This window comes from Lacinutrix gracilariae, assembly GCF_042684485.1.
GTDB lineage: Bacteria > Bacteroidota > Bacteroidia > Flavobacteriales > Flavobacteriaceae > Oceanihabitans > Oceanihabitans gracilariae.
This window is the reverse complement of the sequence record NZ_JBHULM010000011.1, coordinates 801,678-820,706: the sequence shown is the minus strand read 5'-3', so window position 1 is coordinate 820,706 and position 19,029 is coordinate 801,678. Positions and strand designations below refer to the sequence as shown.

General features: G+C 31.1%; 18 protein-coding genes and 1 tRNA gene. 12 read left to right on the top strand and 7 right to left on the bottom strand.

The annotated features are described in order from the left end of the window. Positions 1-155: 155 nt before the first annotated feature. The 3 genes from ACFSSB_RS10745 to ACFSSB_RS10735 are packed head-to-tail and all read right to left on the bottom strand — an operon-like array spanning position 156 to position 4,209. Positions 156-953 (bottom strand): metal ABC transporter ATP-binding protein, encoded by a 798-nt coding sequence (locus ACFSSB_RS10745; protein WP_379904044.1) that lies wholly within the window; start codon positions 951-953, stop codon positions 156-158. Between the two features lie 51 nt (positions 954-1,004). Further along, positions 1,005-1,916 (bottom strand): metal ABC transporter solute-binding protein, Zn/Mn family, encoded by a 912-nt coding sequence (locus ACFSSB_RS10740; protein WP_379904042.1) that lies wholly within the window; start codon positions 1,914-1,916, stop codon positions 1,005-1,007. A gap of 40 nt (positions 1,917-1,956) precedes the next feature. Then, the gene (locus ACFSSB_RS10735; RefSeq protein ID WP_379904040.1) at positions 1,957-4,209 is read right to left on the bottom strand and encodes a TonB-dependent receptor; all 2,253 of its coding nucleotides are present in this window, start codon (positions 4,207-4,209) and stop codon (positions 1,957-1,959) included. A gap of 99 nt (positions 4,210-4,308) precedes the next feature. On the opposite strand from ACFSSB_RS10735, the gene ACFSSB_RS10730 reads away from it, so the two are divergent. Further along, positions 4,309-4,965, top strand: a complete 657-nt coding sequence (locus ACFSSB_RS10730) for a metal-dependent transcriptional regulator (protein WP_379904038.1) — start codon at positions 4,309-4,311, stop codon at positions 4,963-4,965. 114 nt (positions 4,966-5,079) lie between these two features. On the opposite strand, the gene ACFSSB_RS10725 is transcribed toward ACFSSB_RS10730, so the two are convergent. The 4 genes from ACFSSB_RS10725 to ACFSSB_RS10710 all read right to left on the bottom strand — a co-directional run bounded on the left by ACFSSB_RS10725 (position 5,080) and on the right by ACFSSB_RS10710 (position 8,361). After that, the gene (locus ACFSSB_RS10725) at positions 5,080-5,211 is read right to left on the bottom strand and encodes a FeoB-associated Cys-rich membrane protein (protein ID WP_379904036.1); all 132 of its coding nucleotides are present in this window, start codon (positions 5,209-5,211) and stop codon (positions 5,080-5,082) included. A gap of 76 nt (positions 5,212-5,287) precedes the next feature. Next, positions 5,288-7,387: a ferrous iron transport protein B gene (gene feoB / locus ACFSSB_RS10720; RefSeq protein ID WP_379904034.1), complete on the bottom strand. Its 2,100-nt coding sequence runs from the start codon at positions 7,385-7,387 to the stop codon at positions 5,288-5,290. Beyond that, positions 7,380-7,616: a FeoA family protein gene (locus tag ACFSSB_RS10715; RefSeq protein WP_379904032.1), complete on the bottom strand. Its 237-nt coding sequence runs from the start codon at positions 7,614-7,616 to the stop codon at positions 7,380-7,382. Before ACFSSB_RS10715 ends, feoB begins: the two co-directional genes overlap by 8 nt. A gap of 73 nt (positions 7,617-7,689) precedes the next feature. Next, on the bottom strand, positions 7,690-8,361 hold the full coding sequence (locus ACFSSB_RS10710) for an SCO family protein (protein ID WP_379904030.1): 672 nt from the start codon (positions 8,359-8,361) through the stop codon (positions 7,690-7,692). A 111-nt stretch (positions 8,362-8,472) separates the two neighbouring features. Between ACFSSB_RS10710 and ACFSSB_RS10705 the strand changes: the two genes are divergently transcribed. From ACFSSB_RS10705 to ACFSSB_RS10655, 11 genes are all read left to right on the top strand, one after another. Then, positions 8,473-10,413 (top strand): M1 family aminopeptidase, encoded by a 1,941-nt coding sequence (locus ACFSSB_RS10705; RefSeq protein WP_379904028.1) that lies wholly within the window; start codon positions 8,473-8,475, stop codon positions 10,411-10,413. Positions 10,414-10,485: 72 nt separating this feature from the next. Beyond that, positions 10,486-11,826 carry an RIP metalloprotease RseP gene (gene rseP / locus ACFSSB_RS10700; protein ID WP_379904026.1) on the top strand — a complete coding sequence of 447 codons (1,341 nt, stop codon included), beginning with the start codon at positions 10,486-10,488 and terminating at the stop codon, positions 11,824-11,826. A gap of 86 nt (positions 11,827-11,912) precedes the next feature. Further along, positions 11,913-11,986: transfer RNA gene (locus tag ACFSSB_RS10695), tRNA-Asn, on the top strand. 235 nt (positions 11,987-12,221) lie between these two features. Next, positions 12,222-12,557, top strand: coding sequence for a hypothetical protein (locus ACFSSB_RS10690; RefSeq protein ID WP_379904024.1), 336 nt, complete (start codon positions 12,222-12,224; stop codon positions 12,555-12,557). A 137-nt stretch (positions 12,558-12,694) separates the two neighbouring features. Continuing rightward, positions 12,695-13,108, top strand: coding sequence for a response regulator (locus ACFSSB_RS10685; RefSeq protein ID WP_379904022.1), 414 nt, complete (start codon positions 12,695-12,697; stop codon positions 13,106-13,108). A 5-nt stretch (positions 13,109-13,113) separates the two neighbouring features. Beyond that, a complete protein-coding gene (locus ACFSSB_RS10680; protein ID WP_379904020.1) occupies positions 13,114-13,653 on the top strand; it encodes a heme NO-binding domain-containing protein in 540 nt (179 codons plus the stop codon). Further along, entirely contained in the window at positions 13,653-15,614 is a 1,962-nt protein-coding gene (locus tag ACFSSB_RS10675) for a PAS domain-containing sensor histidine kinase (RefSeq protein WP_379904018.1), read from the top strand. Before ACFSSB_RS10680 ends, ACFSSB_RS10675 begins: the two co-directional genes overlap by 1 nt. A gap of 2 nt (positions 15,615-15,616) precedes the next feature. Then, a complete protein-coding gene (locus tag ACFSSB_RS10670) occupies positions 15,617-16,750 on the top strand; it encodes an FIST signal transduction protein (protein WP_379904016.1) in 1,134 nt (377 codons plus the stop codon). Next, entirely contained in the window at positions 16,750-17,814 is a 1,065-nt protein-coding gene (locus tag ACFSSB_RS10665) for a sensor histidine kinase (protein WP_379904014.1), read from the top strand. The genes ACFSSB_RS10670 and ACFSSB_RS10665 overlap by 1 nt, the downstream gene beginning before the upstream one ends. Beyond that, positions 17,801-18,118, top strand: a complete 318-nt coding sequence (locus ACFSSB_RS10660; protein WP_379904012.1) for an Hpt domain-containing protein — start codon at positions 17,801-17,803, stop codon at positions 18,116-18,118. Before ACFSSB_RS10665 ends, ACFSSB_RS10660 begins: the two co-directional genes overlap by 14 nt. Before the next feature lie 9 nt (positions 18,119-18,127). After that, positions 18,128-18,847 carry a LytR/AlgR family response regulator transcription factor gene (locus tag ACFSSB_RS10655; protein ID WP_379904010.1) on the top strand — a complete coding sequence of 240 codons (720 nt, stop codon included), beginning with the start codon at positions 18,128-18,130 and terminating at the stop codon, positions 18,845-18,847. Positions 18,848-19,029 lie beyond the last annotated feature (182 nt).

Sequence of the window (19,029 nt, the reverse complement as noted above, 5' to 3'; positions counted from 1 at the left end):
CAATCTGTTGATTTCTAGTTTTGTTTTTAAACCCTTCCGTATTTAATTCCTTTTTGGGGAATTAAATCCACCTTCCCTTAAAAAAGGGAAGGAGTTTTTTAATTTTATTTAGCCAAGTAAGTACTGCAAACTGTGACTGAAAACTGTTTTTTTCTCTATTCTTGAATACTTACTTTGTAATTAATGCCGTAGGTTTTGGTTAAATTATCATCATTAAAAATTTCTTTAACAGGACCTGTGGCAATTTTTTTCACATTTAAAAAAGTTACCCAATCAAAATATTCAGGAACCGTTTGTAGGTCATGATGTACTACAATTACTGTTTTTCCTGCTTTTCTTAATTCTTTTAAAATATTAATAATTGCAATTTCTGTTGTAGCATCTACACCTTGAAAAGGTTCATCCATAAAATAAATAGATGCGTTTTGCACTAAGGCTCTTGCTAGGAATATACGTTGTTGTTGTCCGCCAGAAAGCTGACTAATTTGCCTGTTTTTAAAAGCTAACATGCCTACTTTTTCTAAAGCCTCTAATGCTATTTTTTTTTCTTTTTGTCTAGGACGTTTTATCCAACCTAAAGTACCATAGGTTCCCATCATAACAACGTCTAAGGCTGTTGTTGGGAAGTCCCAATCTACACTCCCTTTTTGTGGCACGTAGGCTACTAATTTGCGTTGTTTATCATACGGTTTTCCGTAGATGCTTACGCTTCCTGCAATGGGTTTTAAAATGCCTAAAATAGATTTTATTAAGGTAGATTTTCCAGCTCCATTTGGGCCAACAATAGCCATAAGAACACCTTCAGGAATTTCTAAATCAATATCCCAAAGTACAGGTTTGTAGTTGTATGCAACGGTTAAGTCGTCTACTTTTACTGCTAGTACTCCTGAATAGGCAGGAGTGTTTTTATTAAGTTTACCGTTGTTTTTATTTTCTACTGTTTTATTTTTCATTTCATAATTATCTATAAGATTATGAGATTCCTGCTTTCGCAGGAATGTGACTTACTTTAAAGCATTCACAATAGTATTCACGTTATATTCAAACATACCAATATAAGTTCCTTCAACGGTTCCTGCGTTACCAAGAGCATCGGAGTATAATGTGCCTCCAATTTTAACATCGTGTCCTTTAGAGTTTACAGCTGCTTGCAAAGCTTCAATGGTTCGTTTTGGTACAGAGCTTTCTACAAAAATGGCTTTAATCTGTTTTTCAATAATAAAAGTAGCTAATTTTTGAACATCTTGTACGCCAGCTTCAGTTGCAGTAGAAATACCTTGTAAGCCAACAACCTCAAAACCGTAAGCTTTTCCAAAATAATTAAAAGCATCATGAGCGGTTACCAATACTCTTTTTTCTTTAGGAAGTGTTGCAATAGTTGCTTCAATTGTTTTTTGAAGTGCGTCTAATTTTGTTAGATAGGCATTCTTGTTCTCTAAAAATTTAGCGGCATTTTCAGGGTTTTTTTCAGATAAAACAGTGGCTACTTTTTCTGCAAATTGCTTGAAATAATGAATATTAAACCATACATGCGGATCATAATTAGAAGCAAAATATTCAGAACCAATAAGCGTGTTTTTGTCTAAGGCATCTGCAAGTGCTATAGTTGTTTTGTTCATGTGCTCCATTTTTTCAAGCACATCAACAAGTTTTCCTTCTAAATGTAATCCGCTGTAAAAAATAATATCTGCGTTTACTAATTTAGAGACATCTCCTTCGCTGGCTTTGTAAAGGTGCGGATCTACTCCAGAACCCATTAAACCTTGAATGTTTATATAATCTTCACCTATGTTTTTAACCAAATCGGTAATCATGGTGGTAGTGGTGACTATGTTTAGTTTCCCGTTTTCTTTAGTGTCTTTTTTGCAGGATACTAATGCAAAGGAAATAGCTAATAGGAAAATTATTTTTTTCATAAATCTAAATATTTATTACGAAGGTACTAAAAATGTATGATTAATTTAGCTTATATCTTAAACCTAAGAAGAAACGAATGCCTTGATTTGGACCGTAAACATACGAAGGATCAAAGGTTAAGGCATAAGGGTTGTCTGCTGTAGCTATAACTTCTCCATTGGTATCAAATTGTACATTTTCATCAAAAGGATCATTTGATCTTGCAATTATAAACGGGTTTCCTTTGTTAGGTGTCCAGTTTAATAGATTTTTTACACCACCATAAATTTCTAAATTATCTAATCCATCATGTGTTAATTGTATGTTTTGAATGCTCCAAGTAGGAGCGTATTCTTGTCTAGGATCAAGGTCGCCAAGTAAAGGCAATCGCATAGGTCCGTAGATATTTCCTGTGTAATCTAAGGTAAGATTTGTTGGATAGTTTTTGTAGCTAAAAGACCAGATACCAGAAAATTTTTCGGTAAGAATTTGTTCTGTTCGTGTGCCATTTTCATGCTGTGAAACATCTTGATATGTTGCACCAATAGATGCTTTTATGCCACTTTTTAATACCGCATCTACACTAAAACTTAATCCTTTAGAAGTGGAGTAACCATCTAGATTATCATAAATAATTTGGTTTGGATTACTATCATAATCTGGAATAATAGCATTTGTAAAGTAGGTATACCAAGCAGAGGTGTCAAGAGTAAAATACATTCCGTTTTTTAGGTATAGTTTCTTTAAGTAATTAAGGTTGATGTTATAAGATTCCTCTGGATTTAGAGCTTCTTCAATAATAACATCTCTTGCTCCTGTAAGTGCTGCATGTTCTTCGGTAAATAAATTAACTACTCTAAAACCTGTACCAGCATTTACTCTAATAATATCATTATCTGTTGGTTTGTATTTGTAAGCAATTCTTGGTGTAAAAATAGTACCATGTCTGCTATCATAATCATAACGCATGCCTAATAACAAGCTTTGTTTTTTACTAAAAGCAATTTCATCTTGAATAAATAAAGAAGGTATAGTAACTTGATCGGCATCTATGGTAGCTGTAGTGTTGTCGTTATAATAATTATAGCGTACAGCAGTACCAAGTAGTAAGTCGTGTTTGCTTATTTTTTTGTCCCAAATAAACTGTCCGAAAGCAATACGTTGCTTTGCTAAATAGGGTGTGTCTCCATAAACCGAGTTTTGGTCATGATCGGAATATGAAAATTGAAGGTTTACCTTTTCCTTAAAAGGGAGTTCATAGTTTCCTAAGATTTCAAATCTAGAGGTATAAATGCTTTCTCCATACACTTGGTCACCACCTCTATCTGCTTTGGTCCACTGTAATTCTCCTCCCCAACGATCTTCGTAAAAGTAACGTCCTGCAAGCGATAGCTTTTTATTGTTGGCTCTTTTAAAGTCCCATTTTTGAAAAATAGAAATTCGATCTTGAAGGGTTAAGTCGGTAAAATTATCCTGGTTATTATCTATAATATTGTCGTATTTAAAATAGTTAGCACCAAATAAAACCGTTGCTTTTTCACTTACATTAGCTTTAAATCCAGCATCTAGGTTTACTTCGCCCCAACCAGTAACAAAGCCATCTGCAAAAAATGTAGGCGCATTTTCTGGAAGTTTTGTAATAACATTTATCAAACCACCAACGGCTTCACTACCATACAGGGAAGAGGCAGGACCTTTAACTACTTCAATTTGTTCAATTAATGAATTTGGGATTCCAGATAAACCATAAACCGTAGATAAGCCACTTACTATTGGCATTCCGTCAATTAAAACCAAGGTGTAAGGGCCTTCAAGTCCGTTAATATGAATATCTCCAGTATTGCATACATTACAATTTAATTGTGGCCGAACACCATTTACATTTTGAAGTGCTTCAAAAATATTTGGTGTTGGGTTTTTCTTTAAAAAAGTAGGAGAGTATACTTCAACAGGAACTGGGCTTTCTAATCTCGTTACAGCTTTGAGTGTTCCTGTGATAATTACTTCTTCTAAATCTTCATTTTCATTAAGATGAAAGCGAACAGAAACAGCTTTGTCTTTTATGGTAACGGTCTTTTTTTGAAGGGTGTATCCTGTAAAAGATGCTGCAATGCTATATTTTCCAGGTGCTAAATTTTTAATAATAAAAGTTCCTTGTTCATCTGTTGTTGTTCCTTTTGTGGTGTTTTCCAAATAGATGTTGGTATAAGGAAGAGGTTCTCCGTTAGAGAGTACTTTCCCTTCTATAATGTAGGTAGATTGTGCAGATGCGGAATAAAAAACTAGTAATACGAAAAATTTAATTAGTCTCATCTTTGTTTATTTTTTAACAAATATAAATTAATATTTAGATTAGTCTAAAAATATTTTAAGAAATATATCTTTTCTATATTTGTATACTAGAAATTCACTATGATTACATTAACAGAAGAAAATTATATAAAGGCTATTTATCACCTTGGAAACAATGGCGAAGAAACGGTAAATACAAATGCTATAGCAGAGGCCATGCAAACCAAAGCCTCTTCGGTTACCGATATGATTAAAAAGTTATCGGAAAAAAATTATGCCGATTACAAGAAATATCAAGGTGTTACTTTAACAAAAGAAGGAAGGTTTGTTGCTGTAAATATTATTAGAAAGCATCGTCTTTGGGAAGTTTTTTTAGTGGAAAAACTTAATTTTTCTTGGGATGAGGTACATGAGGTCGCAGAGCATTTAGAACATATAAAATCTGAAAAATTAATCAATCAATTAGATGCTTTTTTAGGGTTTCCAAAACACGATCCGCATGGTGATCCTATACCAGATAAGGAAGGAAATTTTAAACATGTAGAAAAAATTGTCTTAGCAAAGGCAGAAGTAGGGTCTACATATAAATGTGTTGGTGTAGATGATACTTCTTCTAGTTTTTTAAAGTATTTAGACAGTAATAATATTGGACTTGGTACTATCATTACTATAAAGCATAAGGAACCTTATGATAATTCTATTAAGCTAGCGTTAGAAACTACAGAAATAGTTGTTTCGCAAAATGTGGCTAAAAATCTTTATTTAAAGAAGATTTAGTTTTCAGTAAGCTGGCTAACTAAAGTAGATTGGTTGTTATTATAGTACTTTGTGTATTTAGTACGTTTACTACATGATTTTACGTTATAGTAGCATTTCCTGTTTATTTAGTACTTAATTACAACCACAATCGGTTGTGCCACAAGCTTTCTTTGTTTTCTTTTTGTAAAAAAACTTTTTTATAAGAAAAGCTACTGCTAGTAAAACTGCAGAAAAAGCAAGTATGTTTTGAATGATGGTATTCATGTTTTTTTAGTCGTAAATTGTACTATAAAATTACAAAAATTTTATAGTAAGTGTTTCTTGTTTTTGCAAGAAACACTTACTTTAAAAACTGGTATGCAATTAATGCTGCTATATATGCTATAACGGTCATGATTACTAACTGTAAGGTTGGCCATTTCCAGGAATTGGTTTCTTTTTTAACAATGGCTAATGTGCTCATGCATTGCATAGCAAAGGCATAAAAAAGTAATAATGAAATACCAGAGGCTAGGTTAAATAATGGTCCGCCAAGAATAGGGTTTACCTCTCCAGCCATTCTGTTTTTTATGGTTTCTTCTTCATCGCTACCCACACTATAAATTGTAGCAAGAGTACCAACAAAAACTTCTCTAGCAGCAAAAGAACTTACAATAGCAATACCAATTTTCCAGTCGTAACCTAAAGGTCTTATCACAGGTTCAATAGCTCTACCAGTAATACCAATAAAAGAATGTTCTAATTTATGCGAAGCTACTTTTTGGCTTAAATCTTCTTCCGATAAATTTTGCGAAGCATATTCCGTTTTCACAATTTCTTCGGCATTATTAAAATCTTCACCAGGACCATAAGATGCTAAAAACCATAGTACAATAGAGATTGCTAAGATGATTTTACCTGCGCCAAACACAAAAGATTTTGTTTTTTCTAAAACAGTTAAGGCAACATTTTTAAACATTGGTAGTTTGTAGTTTGGCATTTCTACTACAAAAAACGATTTGTTTTTAATTTTTAATATTTTGTTTAGTATGTAAGCCGAAACGATAGCAGTTCCAAATCCTATTAAATATAATAGCATAAGGGTTAGTGCTTGATAGCTTAAACCAAAGAATCTACCTTCCGGAATTACTAGTGCAATAATGATTAAATATACAGGAAGTCTAGCAGAACAGGTAGTAAAAGGTGTTACTAAAATAGTGATTAAGCGTTCTTTCCAGCTTTCAATATTTCTGGTTGCCATAATTGCTGGAATCGCACAAGCGGTACCAGAAATAAGAGGTACTACACTTTTTCCGCTTAAACCAAAGCGACGCATGATTCTATCCATTAAAAATACAACACGACTCATATAGCCACTTTCTTCAAGTATGGCAATGAATAAGAACAAAAATGCTATTTGCGGTATAAAAATTACAATACCACCAAGTCCTGGTATAATTCCTTCGGCAATTAAATCTGTAAAGGCACCTTGAGGTAATGCATTCTTTGTCCATTCACTTAAAGACGCAAAAGCAGAATCTATAAAGTCCATTGGTATGCTTGACCAATCGTAAATTGCTTGAAATATAGTAAGTAAGATAAACGCAAAAATAAGATAACCCCAAACTTTGTGTGTTAGTATTTTATCAATTTTAGCACGTAAGCTTTTGGCTTGTAAAGCATCAATAGTTTGTCCTTTTTTAAGGACATTATTAATAAATTGATAGCGTTTTATGGTTTCTTTTTGTTGTAGTCTTTTTAGGTTGCTAGAAGATTTGGTTTTAAAGCTAGAAATAGCTTCCATTTCTTTTCTTTCTAACTTACCAAAATTAACATCTTGGGTAATTACTAGCCAAAGTTTGTATAACAGTTGGTTAGGAAAAGTGCTGCGTAACCTGTCAAAATATTCTTTATCAATTTCAGAAGCATTTAAACAAGGGGTTACAGAAAGTTCTTTGTAGTCTGTAATTAGTTGCTTTAATGTGTCTATTCCTTCGTTTTTACGAGTACTAATTAAGGCTATTTTTGTTTTTAGTTGCTCTTCTAAATAAGCTATGTCTAGTGAGATGCCTTTGTGTTTCATTCTATCAGACATATTGATAGCAAGAATACAAGGAATTTCTAAATCTTTAATTTGTGTAAAAAGCAGTAAGTTTCTTTTTAAGTTTTCTACATCACTTACTACTATTGCAACATCTGGATAGTCTTTATCTGTTTTGTTTAAAAGCAGTTCTATAACCACATTTTCATCTAGTGAAGAAGCATTTAAGCTATAGGTTCCTGGTAAATCTATAATGTGTGCTTTTACTCCACGAGGTAGTTTACAAATACCTTCTTTTTTTTCTACAGTAATTCCAGGATAGTTACCAACTTTTTGATGTAAGCCAGTAAGTGCGTTAAATACAGAAGTTTTTCCTGTATTCGGATTTCCAATAAGCGCAACATTTATTTGTTTACTCATGGATTGTTTTTTCTATGATTATATAACTTGCTGTTTCTTTTCTAATCGCTAAATGTGTGCCGTTTATATTTAGATACATAGGATCTTGAAAAGGAGCAACTTGTAAGAGTTTTACTGTATTGCCAGGAAGACAACCCATTTCTAAAAGTTTCAATGGTATGTGCGCTGACGAAACATCAATAATGATGCCTTGTTCTCCACGTTTTAGATCTGCTATAGTTACCTGCAAGCTTATTTAGATTGATTTTAAAGAAGCAAAAGTAATATAAAAGTTGTAGCTAAAAAAATTGTAACCTAATAAACTATTTATATTCTTTTTTTAGCGTTTTAATATCTTCTAATAAAAGGTTTATATCTTCTAGTTTTGTACCATCATAAAAACCTCTAATTTGTTGCTTTTTGTCTATAAGCATAAAGTTTTCTGTATGCACCATATCAAAAGGACCTCCATCTCCATCTTCTTTAACTGCAAGGTAGCTTTTTCTAGCAAGAGCATAAATTTGTTTTTTATCTCCTGTTACTAAATTCCATTTGGTATCATTAACTCCTTTTTTTATAGCATACCTTTTTAATTGTGCTACACTATCTATTTCTGGAGTTACAGAATGAGAAAGTAGCATTACGTCATCATCGTCAAGTATTGCTTTTTGTATAATAACCATGTTATCTGTCATTAGCGGACAAATAGTTTGGCAGGTTGTAAAGAAGAAATCTGCTACATAAATTTTATCTTTATAATCTTCTTGGGTTATGGTTTTTCCGTTTTGATTAGTAAGACTAAAATCGGCAATTTTATGATATTTCTTTTTGTACTGTATAGTACTGTCAACCAGTTCTGCATTTACCGAAGCAGGTTGGTAAATAGGAAGTACTTTTTCTACCTTTAAAATATTGTAAAAAATAGAAATTATAATAACAGATAAGATACCTAAAACTATAGCAAAATATTTGTAGTCTTTAAAAAATGAAAGCATAAAATGAAATTTATTATGCAAAATTACAATTTATTTCAAGCTCAACTAGTAACTGTGGTTACATAAATTTCAACTAATTATTGTAACTTTAATCCTTAAAATGTTATCCCAATGAAATATTATTTTTTGTTAATGGCTTTATTATCTGTGTCCTTTTCTTTTTCGCAAATAGAGGAAAGTGATTTTAATGCTATTGTAGAAGCAGAAGCTAAAGCTGCTTCAAATAGAATTTACAACCATAGAGTAAATATAAATACCGGAAATTATGATGTTACATATCATAAATTAGAATTTACTGTAGACCCAAGCGTAGCAAGTATTTCTGGTGTAGTTACTACTCATTTTGTTGCAAAAGAAGCCATGACAGAGGTTACTTTTGATTTGGCAGATAATATGACTGTTTCACAAGTTATGCAAGACGGAAACTCACTGTCGTTTACTCAAAATTCAGATGATGAGCTGGTAATTACCTTGCAAGGAACTTTAAATATTGGCGAAACAGGAATTGTTGAAATTACCTATTCTGGAAATCCAATAAGTTCTGGTTTTGGTTCATTTGCGCAAACTACGCATAATGGAGATCCTATAATATGGACGCTCTCTGAGCCTTATGGAGCTAAAGGTTGGTGGCCTTGTAAACAAGATTTAAATGATAAGATTGAAAGTATTGATGTGTATATTACCACACCACAATTTAATCCAGATAATGAAGAGTATATTGCTGTTAGTAATGGCGTAGAGCAAAGCCAAACTATAAACGGAACTACTAAAACTACCTATTACAAACATGAGTTTCCTATTCCTGCTTATTTAGTAGCTATTGCAGTAACTAATTATCAAGTGTACTCACATACGGTTCCTAATAACGGAAATCCTTTTGAAATTGTAAATTATGTATATCCTGAAAGTTATAACTATGTTCAAGAAAATACTGCAATTACAGTAGATATAATGGAATTGTTTTCTACTAAATTTGAAGAATATCCTTATGCATCAGAAAAATATGGACATGCTCAATTTGGTTGGGGAGGAGGTATGGAGCATACTACTGTTTCCTTTATGGGAAGCTTTGGAAGAGAATTAATAGCTCATGAATTGGCGCATCAATGGTTTGGTGATAAGATTACTTGTGGTAGTTGGAAAGATATTTGGTTAAACGAAGGTTTTGCAACCTATTTATCCGGATTGGTAGTTGAAGATTTTGATGGTGATGATGCTTTTACAAGCTGGAAACAGGTTAAGGTAAACTCTATCACATCGCAAACAGGAGGCGCTGTATATTTATCAGATGCAGATACTACAAGTGTTAGCAGAATTTTTAGTAGCAGACTAAGCTATAATAAAGGATCTATGGTGTTGCATATGCTTAGAAAAAAATTAGGAGATGTTCCTTTTTATCAAGGTATGCAAGATTATTTAAGTGATACAGATTTAGCTTTTGATTATGCCAAAACACCAGAGTACCAAGCTAAAATGGAAGTTGCAGGTGGAACAGATTTAACCGAGTTTTTTAACGATTGGATTTATAATGAAGGATACCCAAGTTATACCATAAATGCCAATTGGATTAATACAAATCAACTACAAATACAGGTAAACCAAACACAAAGTGATGCTTCTGTATCTTATTTTGAAGCACCAGTTCCGTTGCGAATTGTTGGTACAAATAATGAAATTTTAGATGTTGTTTTAGATAATACCTTTTCTGGTGAAACCTTTGTTGAAACAGTAAATTTTGCCGTAAGTGAAATATTATTTGATCCAGAAGTAGATTTAATTTCAAAAAATAATACGGTTACCTTAAGTACTAATAATTTTCAAATAGAGCAAAGTTTAACAATGTATCCTAACCCAACATCTAGCCTAATTTATATAACAAAACCAGATGCATTAGAGGTAGACAGCATTCAAATATTTGATGTGTTAGGTAAATTAGTGTTAGAAACTAACTATCAAGAAACTATACGCACAGAAAGCTTGTCTTCTGGAGTACATTTTGTAAAGTTTTCTACAAATCAAGGAGATTTTCATAAAAGGCTGTTAAAGGAGTAAGCAATACCTCTTTGCGCTTTTTTAAGTTAGTATAAAAGCGTACTTTTGCACGTTATAAACAAAACCCAATACATGACTGTATTTATTATTAAAGCGGCTCAGTTATTTTTGAGCCTTTCTATACTAGTTGTTTTGCATGAATTAGGACATTTCATTCCTGCAAAACTATTTAAAACCAAAGTAGAAAAATTCTACTTATTCTTCGATGTTAAATTTTCATTATTCAAGAAAAAAATTGGCGAAACCGTTTATGGTATAGGTTGGTTACCACTTGGAGGTTATGTAAAAATAGCTGGTATGATAGATGAGAGTATGGATAAAGAACAAATGGCTAAACCACCACAACCATGGGAGTTTCGTTCTAAACCAACTTGGCAACGTTTAATAATTATGCTAGGTGGTGTTTTTATGAATTTTGTATTAGCATTTTTTCTTTTTTCTGTAATGCTTTTTGTTTGGGGAGGAAAATACCTTACTAAAGATAGCGTGAAATATGGTTATGCTGTAAGCAAGACCTTAGAAAATTATGGTTTTCAACAAGGAGACAAAATTATATCTATAGATGGTGAGCCAATAGAAAACTTAACTGAAGATGTTGGTAAATACTTAATGTTTAGAAATGTAGAAAACATTAAAGTAGAACATGAAAATGGTGTAGCAGAAAATATTGCAATTCCAGAAGATATAGGAAAACAACTTTTTGCAGCAGGAGATTATCCTGGTCTAGAACCACGTTCTCCTTTTAAATTAGATTCTGTGCAAGCAGGTTTACCAGCAGCAAAAGCAGGTTTATTAGCTAGTGATAAAATAATAGCTATTAACGGAAAACCTATTAACTATTTATCTGATTTTACTTACGAACTAAAAAACAGCACGCAAAAAGATATTGTTTTACAAGTAGCACGTGATAATCAAGAAAAAGAACTTGTTATAACACCTACCGAAGATAAAATGATAGGTATTGTTTATAGCAGAACAGATCCTGATTTTATACAATACAAGGATAAAACCTATACTTTTGGTGAAAGTGTTTCTGGAGGTATAAGTAAAGGATATTGGGAGATTAAAGATTATTTAGCACAGTTTCAATATATCTTTACTAAAAAGGGAGCTTCACAAATAGGAGGATTTGCTGCTATTGGCCAAATGTTTCCTTCTCAATGGAACTGGCAAGCATTTTGGTACCTAACAGCATTCTTATCTATTATGCTAGGAGTTTTAAATTTATTACCAATTCCTGCTTTAGATGGAGGTCATGTAATGTTTTTATTATACGAAATGATTTCAGGTAGAAAACCAGGCGATAAGTTTATGGAATATGCGCAATTAGTTGGTTTTGTTTTACTTATAGGTTTGGTTTTATTTGCAAATGGTAACGATGCCTTTAAAGCAATACAGGACTGGTTAAATTAATTTAAAATTTTTTTAAATTTTTTTAAAAAAGTGTTTGTAGTATTTAAATAATAACATATATTTGCACTCGCAAAAGCGAATAACACTCCTCCTTAGCTCAGTTGGTTAGAGCATCTGACTGTTAATCAGAGGGTCCTTAGTTCGAGCCTAAGAGGAGGAGCAAGTTAGAATAAGCCACTAGAAATAGTGGCTTTTTTTATGCACTAAACTCAAATGCTAAGACCAATCGGTTGTAGTAATTAAATGATTAATTATCAATGTATTGATTGTTTTGGTAAACCATTCGTCTACACTTATTTAGCATTCATCTATTCTCACAAGGGGTCTTATAGAAAATTTTAAAAATCACTGTAGTCTTGATGTAACTTTATCCTTGTTAATCCAAAACAAGTGTTATGTTATACAAAAAAATACCCTCAGGACGCTTTTTAAAGAAATTAAGTAGATGTTTCTTTAAAACAAATAAAACAACAAAACCCGCTTTTAAAAATGAAAATAAAATACATTTATTAGAAGTTAATGATGATGAAAATAATTTACAGTCTATTAAAATAAAAGCATTAGATAAAAACATTAAAAACTTAGAGTTTATAAATCATTTAGAAATGAATTTACAAGACAAGCAACTAGATAATTTGCCTATGGAGTTTTTTACAGATTTAAAACAGCTAAAACAGCATTCACAGAGAAGCATTCTTATTACGTTAGATTCTAAATCTGACAAAAAATAACATTATTTTCATATTTACAAAACCATTCGTCTATACTTAAACGTGATTCGTCTACACTAAAATTATTATAAACGAATTAAAAAATTAAAACTATTGAATAGTGCTAATTTTGTCAAGATTCATAATATACCCTCTAAATGATTAAGAAACTAAAAATTCTTCTTATTGAAGATGACATGATAGAAATAATGAAATTGAATAGAACAATTTCAACATTAAAATTAGACCACACCATAATTGAAGCTAATAATGGTGAAGATGCGCTACAGTTATTAGAGCAAAAAGATAATTTACCAGATATTATTTTGTTAGATTTAAATATGCCTAAAATTAATGGCATTGAATTTTTAAAAATCTTAAAAAACGATGACATTTTAAGGTACATACCAACAATAATTTTAACGACATCTAACAATCAAAGAGATTTGTTAGAGTGTTATAAAACAGGTGTTGCAGGTTATGTTATAAAACCTTTAAAATATGAAGATTATGTTAGTAAAATTGAAAAATTATTAGCATATTGGAGCATTAATGAGTTAATAGTAGTTTAAAAATAATGAAAGGTATTGTTTTTACAGAATTTCTAGAGTTAGTAGAAGATAAGTTTGGCTTAAAAATGGTAGATACTATTATTTCAAATTCTAACTTAGAATCTGAAGGTGTTTACACAGCAGTAGGAACCTATAGTTTTTCAGAAATGTTACAATTATTGCAACATTTAAGTGAAAACACAGGTATTTCTATAGATAATTTGCTCTTGGTATATGCAGAACACTTTTTTAGTGTGATTGAAAGAAGTTATCCAGGGCTTTTAGCAACTTATAAAGATCCTATAGAAATGATTTCATCTATAGAAAATCATATTCACGTAGAAGTACGTAAAATCTATCCAGATGCAGAGTTGCCAACTTTTGAAGTTACTAATAAAACCGAAAACTCATTAGTAATGATATATAAATCAAGTAGAGCAATGCATCATTTTGGTTTAGGTTTAATGAATAAAACCTTCGAGCATTTTAATGCCACAGCAACCATTGATTTAGAAAAAATAAAAGAAGACGGAACAGAAGTTAGATTTGTTATTCATAAAAATTAATGAGTCAAGATCAAGTTGAAATACTAGAACGAGCTTTAAAAAGAGAAAAAGCAGCAAGAAAAGCAGCAGAAAGTATTCTAGAAGAAAAATCAAGAGAACTATATTTTACTTCCCAAAAGTTAGAAGAACATTTAAAAGAAAAATCATCCCAACTACAAGGTGTTTTTGAAAACATAGTAGATGCATACGTCGTTATGGATCTAAATGGTAATATCATAAAATTTAATGAGGAAGCCGTAAAGTTATTTGGCTATGATATTGCTAATGAAAAAGTAAATGTTGTAAACCTGCTTTATAAAGAAGACTATCAATATGCAATGGCTTCCTTTTTAGAACTACAAGAAAAAGGATTTTTTAAAGACTATGAAGCCAGAGTGTACACCAAATCTAAAGAGGTAAAATGGGTACACATTAATGCAAGTATTATTTTTGATAAAAATAAAAAACCAGTTGCAGCACAAGGTATTGTTAGAGATATAACTGAACAAAAAATATCTGAAGATAAATTAATAGAGTCAGAAAACAGACTTTCTGCACTTATTTTAAACCTAGATAGTGGTATTGTTTTAGAAGATGAAAACAGAAACATTGTACTTATAAATAATAAGTTTTGTGAGCTTTTTAATATTGATGCTAAACCTGCTGATTTAATAGGTACAAACTGCAATGTAGCATCAGAGCAAAATAAGGTGTTGTTTAAAGATCCTGAGGCATTTTTACAAAGAATGCGTGCTATTGATGCAGCCAAAAAAGTAGTTATTGGTGACGATCTAGAAATGCTTGATGGCAAAATATTAGAACGTAACTACATGCCAATTACAATAGGTGAATTTAATAAAGGATACCTATGGACGTTTAAAGATGTAACCCTTAAAAGAACTTATAGTAAAAGCCTAGAAATACAAAAGCAAAAGTATTATAATATTATTGCTAATATGAATTTAGGCTTAATTGAAGTAGATACAAAAGGAAAAATTTTAATGGTAAATCAAAGTTTTTCTCAAATGTCTGGTTATAGCAAAAAAGAACTTTCAGGTAAGTTATCCAAAGAGGTGTTTCCTATTGATAAAAAAGGCACAGAAGTCATACAAGATGAAAACATCAAGCGTAATAGAGGAGAGTCTAACTCTTACGAAATTCAAATAAAAACCAAAAGCGGAGAAGAAAAACATTGGTTGGTAAGTGCAGCTCCTAATCTAGATATTGAAGGAGTGCAAACAGGATCAATAGGTGTTACTTTAGATATTACCGATTTTAAAAGCTTACAACTTCAAAAAGAAAAACTACTAAGTAAATTAGAAAAAAGTAATGACGAGCTGCAAGAATATGCACATATTGTTTCGCATGATTTAAAATCGCCTCTTCGTAGTATTAACGCTCTAGTTAATTGGTTACAAGAAGACAATAAAGGCAAGTTAGATGAGGTAAGCCTTCAAAATTTTGCACTTATTGAATCTACATTAGAAAAAATGGAGCAGTTAATTACAGATGTATTAAACTACTCTAGTGTAGGATCTGATATTGCAGAAAAAACAGATGTAGACTTAAACAGTTTGGTAAATGAGTTGGTTACTATGCTATATATTCCTGACCATATTAAAATTACAAGTTTAAATGTACTACCTAATATAAAAGGAGATAAAACCAAACTACAACAATTATTTCAAAACCTAATTAGTAATGCGGTTAAGTTTATAGATAAAGAAGAAGGTAGTATTACAATAGATGTTGAAGATTTAAAAAGCCATTACAAATTTTCTATACAGGATAATGGTATTGGTATAGATAAAAAATACCACGACAAAATATTTAAGATATTTCACTCTTTAAATAAAAGTAAAGATTCTACAGGAATAGGCTTATCTATAGTTAAAAAAATTGTCACTTTACATGAAGGTGAAATTTGGTTAGATAGTGAGCCAAACGTAGGAACCACCTTTTATTTCACTTTAAAAAAATAATAATGAAATCTGTTCAGTTAGTAAAATATAAAGGAAAAAATTGGCAGTATTTAAGCCCTAAGCAAGAGTTAGAACAACCTTTAGTATTGGTTTTTGGTAATAGGTATATGCTAGAAGATCCTGGTATTTATCAAGAAGTAAAACAATTGTTTCCTGGCGGACATATTGTTTTTGCATCCTCTTGCGCAGAAATTTCAACCAGAGAAGTACACCAAGAGAGTATTACCATAACTGCTATTTCATTTCAAAAAAGCACATTTGTTATTAAAACAAGTAATGTTTTACATACAGATTTAGATAGTTTTAAAACAGGAAAAGACCTTATTGAACAACTTCCGCATGAAGGGTTAAAATATGCGTTTGTAGTATCTGATGGTAGTTTTATAAATGGAAGCCAGTTAACCAAAGGAATGAGCGCTTCTACAGAGGATAACTTAGTAATTACTGGAGGTTTGTGTGGTGATGATGCACGTTTTGAAAAAACACTAGCTAGCTATAATGAAAACCCAAAAGAAGGAGAATTAGTAGCTATTGGTTTTTATGGTGATTCACTAGAAATTTCCTTTTCTATTCATGGTGGTTGGACACCTTTTGGTCCAGAACGCGTGGTTACAAAATCTAAGGACAATACACTATATGAGTTAGATGGGCAACCTGCTTTAGATTTGTATAAAAAGTATTTAGGTGATAAAGCTAAAGATTTACCAGGAGCAGCATTACTGTATCCATTAAATGTGAAGTCTTCTAATGAAAAACAATCTATAGTTAGGTCTATTTTAAATATAGACGAAGAACAAAACGCTGTAGTTTTAGCAGGAGATATAAAAGAAAACTCTAAGGTACAGCTCATGATGACTAATGTCGATAATATTGCAAATGCATCAGAATGTGCGGCTAAACAGGCCTTAGAACACCGAAAAAACAAACCAGAATTAGCAATACTAGTAAGCTGTATTGGTAGAAAATTAGTACTTGATCAACGTGTAGAAGAAGAAATTGATGAGGTTATTGAAGTTATTGGTAAAGACGCTGTAATTAGTGGTTTTTATTCTTATGGTGAAATTGCACCTTTTAATGACGAGATGGCTTGTCAATTACATAATCAAACCATGACTGTAACGCTAATTAGCGAATAATGAATACATTACTAAAGAGACAGATTCGTAAATATTTAAGCGAAGATTTAAAAAACAATGCTGAAATAGCCGCGTTTATTAAAGCTGTTGATCTTTCCTATAATAATTTTGACGAACAATCTAGCATGATTCAAAGAGCCATGTCTATTAGTTCTGATGAATTATATACTGCTAATAGAAAATTACAAAACGAAGCAGAAGAGCAAAAAAAAGTAATTGAAAAGCTAAAAAGCGTTATTAATACCCTAAAATATTATAACCTAGAAGAAGACCATAAAGAAGGAAACCAAGAGTTAACAGGTTCTAGTTTGGTAGATTTTATAGATAATCAAACCAAAGAGATTATTGAAATGAATAAGCAAAAACAATCTCTTTTAAATGAACTAGCACACCAAAACCAAGAGCTTAGTGACTATGCACACATGGTGTCACATGATTTAAAATCGCCTTTGCGTAGTATAGACACCTTAACAGCTTGGTTGGCTCAAGATTATAAAGATGTTTTTGATGCTAATGGTATAAAAACATTAAACCTTATTAGAAACAATGTAGAAAAAATGGATACTTTAATTAGTGGTATTTTAGAGTATTCAACCATTGGTAAAAATGAAATAGCAGTTTATGATGTAGACCTAAATAAACTTATAGACAACCTAATACAAACGCTTCATATTCCGGAACATATTCATATTAAAAAAACAGATTTACCAATAATTAAAGGAGACAAACACAGGTTGCAACAACTGTTTCAAAACCTAATTGGTAACGCAGTAAAGTATAACGATAAAGAAGAAGGAATTATTGAAATAGGAGTACAAAACCTAAACTACTATTGGCAATTTTATATAAAAGACAATGGAAAAGGTATTGAAGAAGCTTACTTTGATAAAATTTTTCAAACCTTTGAAAAACTAGAAAATAATCCAGAATCTTCAGGTATTGGTTTGTCTATAGTAAAAAAAATTGTAGAATTATATGGTGGTAAAATATGGCTAGAATCTCAAGTAGATATAGGAACCACTTTTTATTTCACCCTTAAAAAATCCCCAAATGGAACAGCCTAACCAATCTTACATTAACAGCTTATCTGGAGGTGATGAAGCTTTTAAACAACAATTAATAGATGTTATTAAAAAAGAGTTTCCAGAAGAAAAACAAGTATACTTTGATAACCTAAAGGCTACAAAATATAAGTTAGTAGCAGATAATGTACATAAACTTAAACATAAAATTAGTATTTTAGGCCTTGAAAAAGGTTATGAAGTTGCTGTAGCTTATGAAAATAACTTACTAGAAGGAAATACAACCCTGAAAGAAGAATTTGAAGAAATACTAAGTAACATAACAGCTTATCTTGAAAAAATATAAAAAGTATTTATGAATTGTATTGTTATTGATGATGAAGCAACAGCGAGAATGATTATTTCTCAACTATGCTCTAATGTACCAAGTCTTAATGTTATAGAAGCATTTCCAAATGCAATGCAAGCCATTAAATATTTAAATCAAAATGAAGTTGATTTAATTTTCTTAGACATACATATGCCAGATTTTACAGGTTTCGATTTTATTGAAACCCTAAAAAATCCTCCAAAAATAATTCTTACTACTTCAGATCCTAATTTTGCAATTCAAGCTTTTGAGTATGATTGTATTGTAGATTATTTGGTAAAACCAATCACACAAGAACGCTTTAACAAAGCTATTGCTAAAGCCGAAGCTAAACAGAGCAAACCTGTTACTACAAATTCTAATGAAAAAATTGAAAAGCTAGAAACTACTTCTGGTAATGATTTATATGTAAATATTGATAGACGCTTAATTAAAATAGATATACCAAGTATATATTTAGTAGAAGCTAAAGGAGACTATATTCAAGTAAAAACCGAAGGGAAAAACTATACAGTACATTCTACCTTGAAAAAAATAGCAGATAAACTTCCTGATAGTCTATTCTTAAAAGTGCACAGATCCTATATTATCAATATCATGAAAATTATAGATATTGAAGATAATAGCGTTTTAATTAAAAAAGATGTTATTCCTGTTAGTAGATCTAATAGACCAGAATTAATGAAAAGGCTAAATTTATTGTAATTTAAGTGTTTCATCGGTTTTTTTAGCAGTTAGTCTTAAAAAAATGTTTAGCACTTCTTTAAAAGAATAATTAATGCAATTCCTTTTAATTTTACATTGTAATCAATTTTGAGGGAATATTGATTAATTAATAAAAAAGACAGAAAAACATAATTTCTGTCTTTTTTTATGCGTTAAATGTA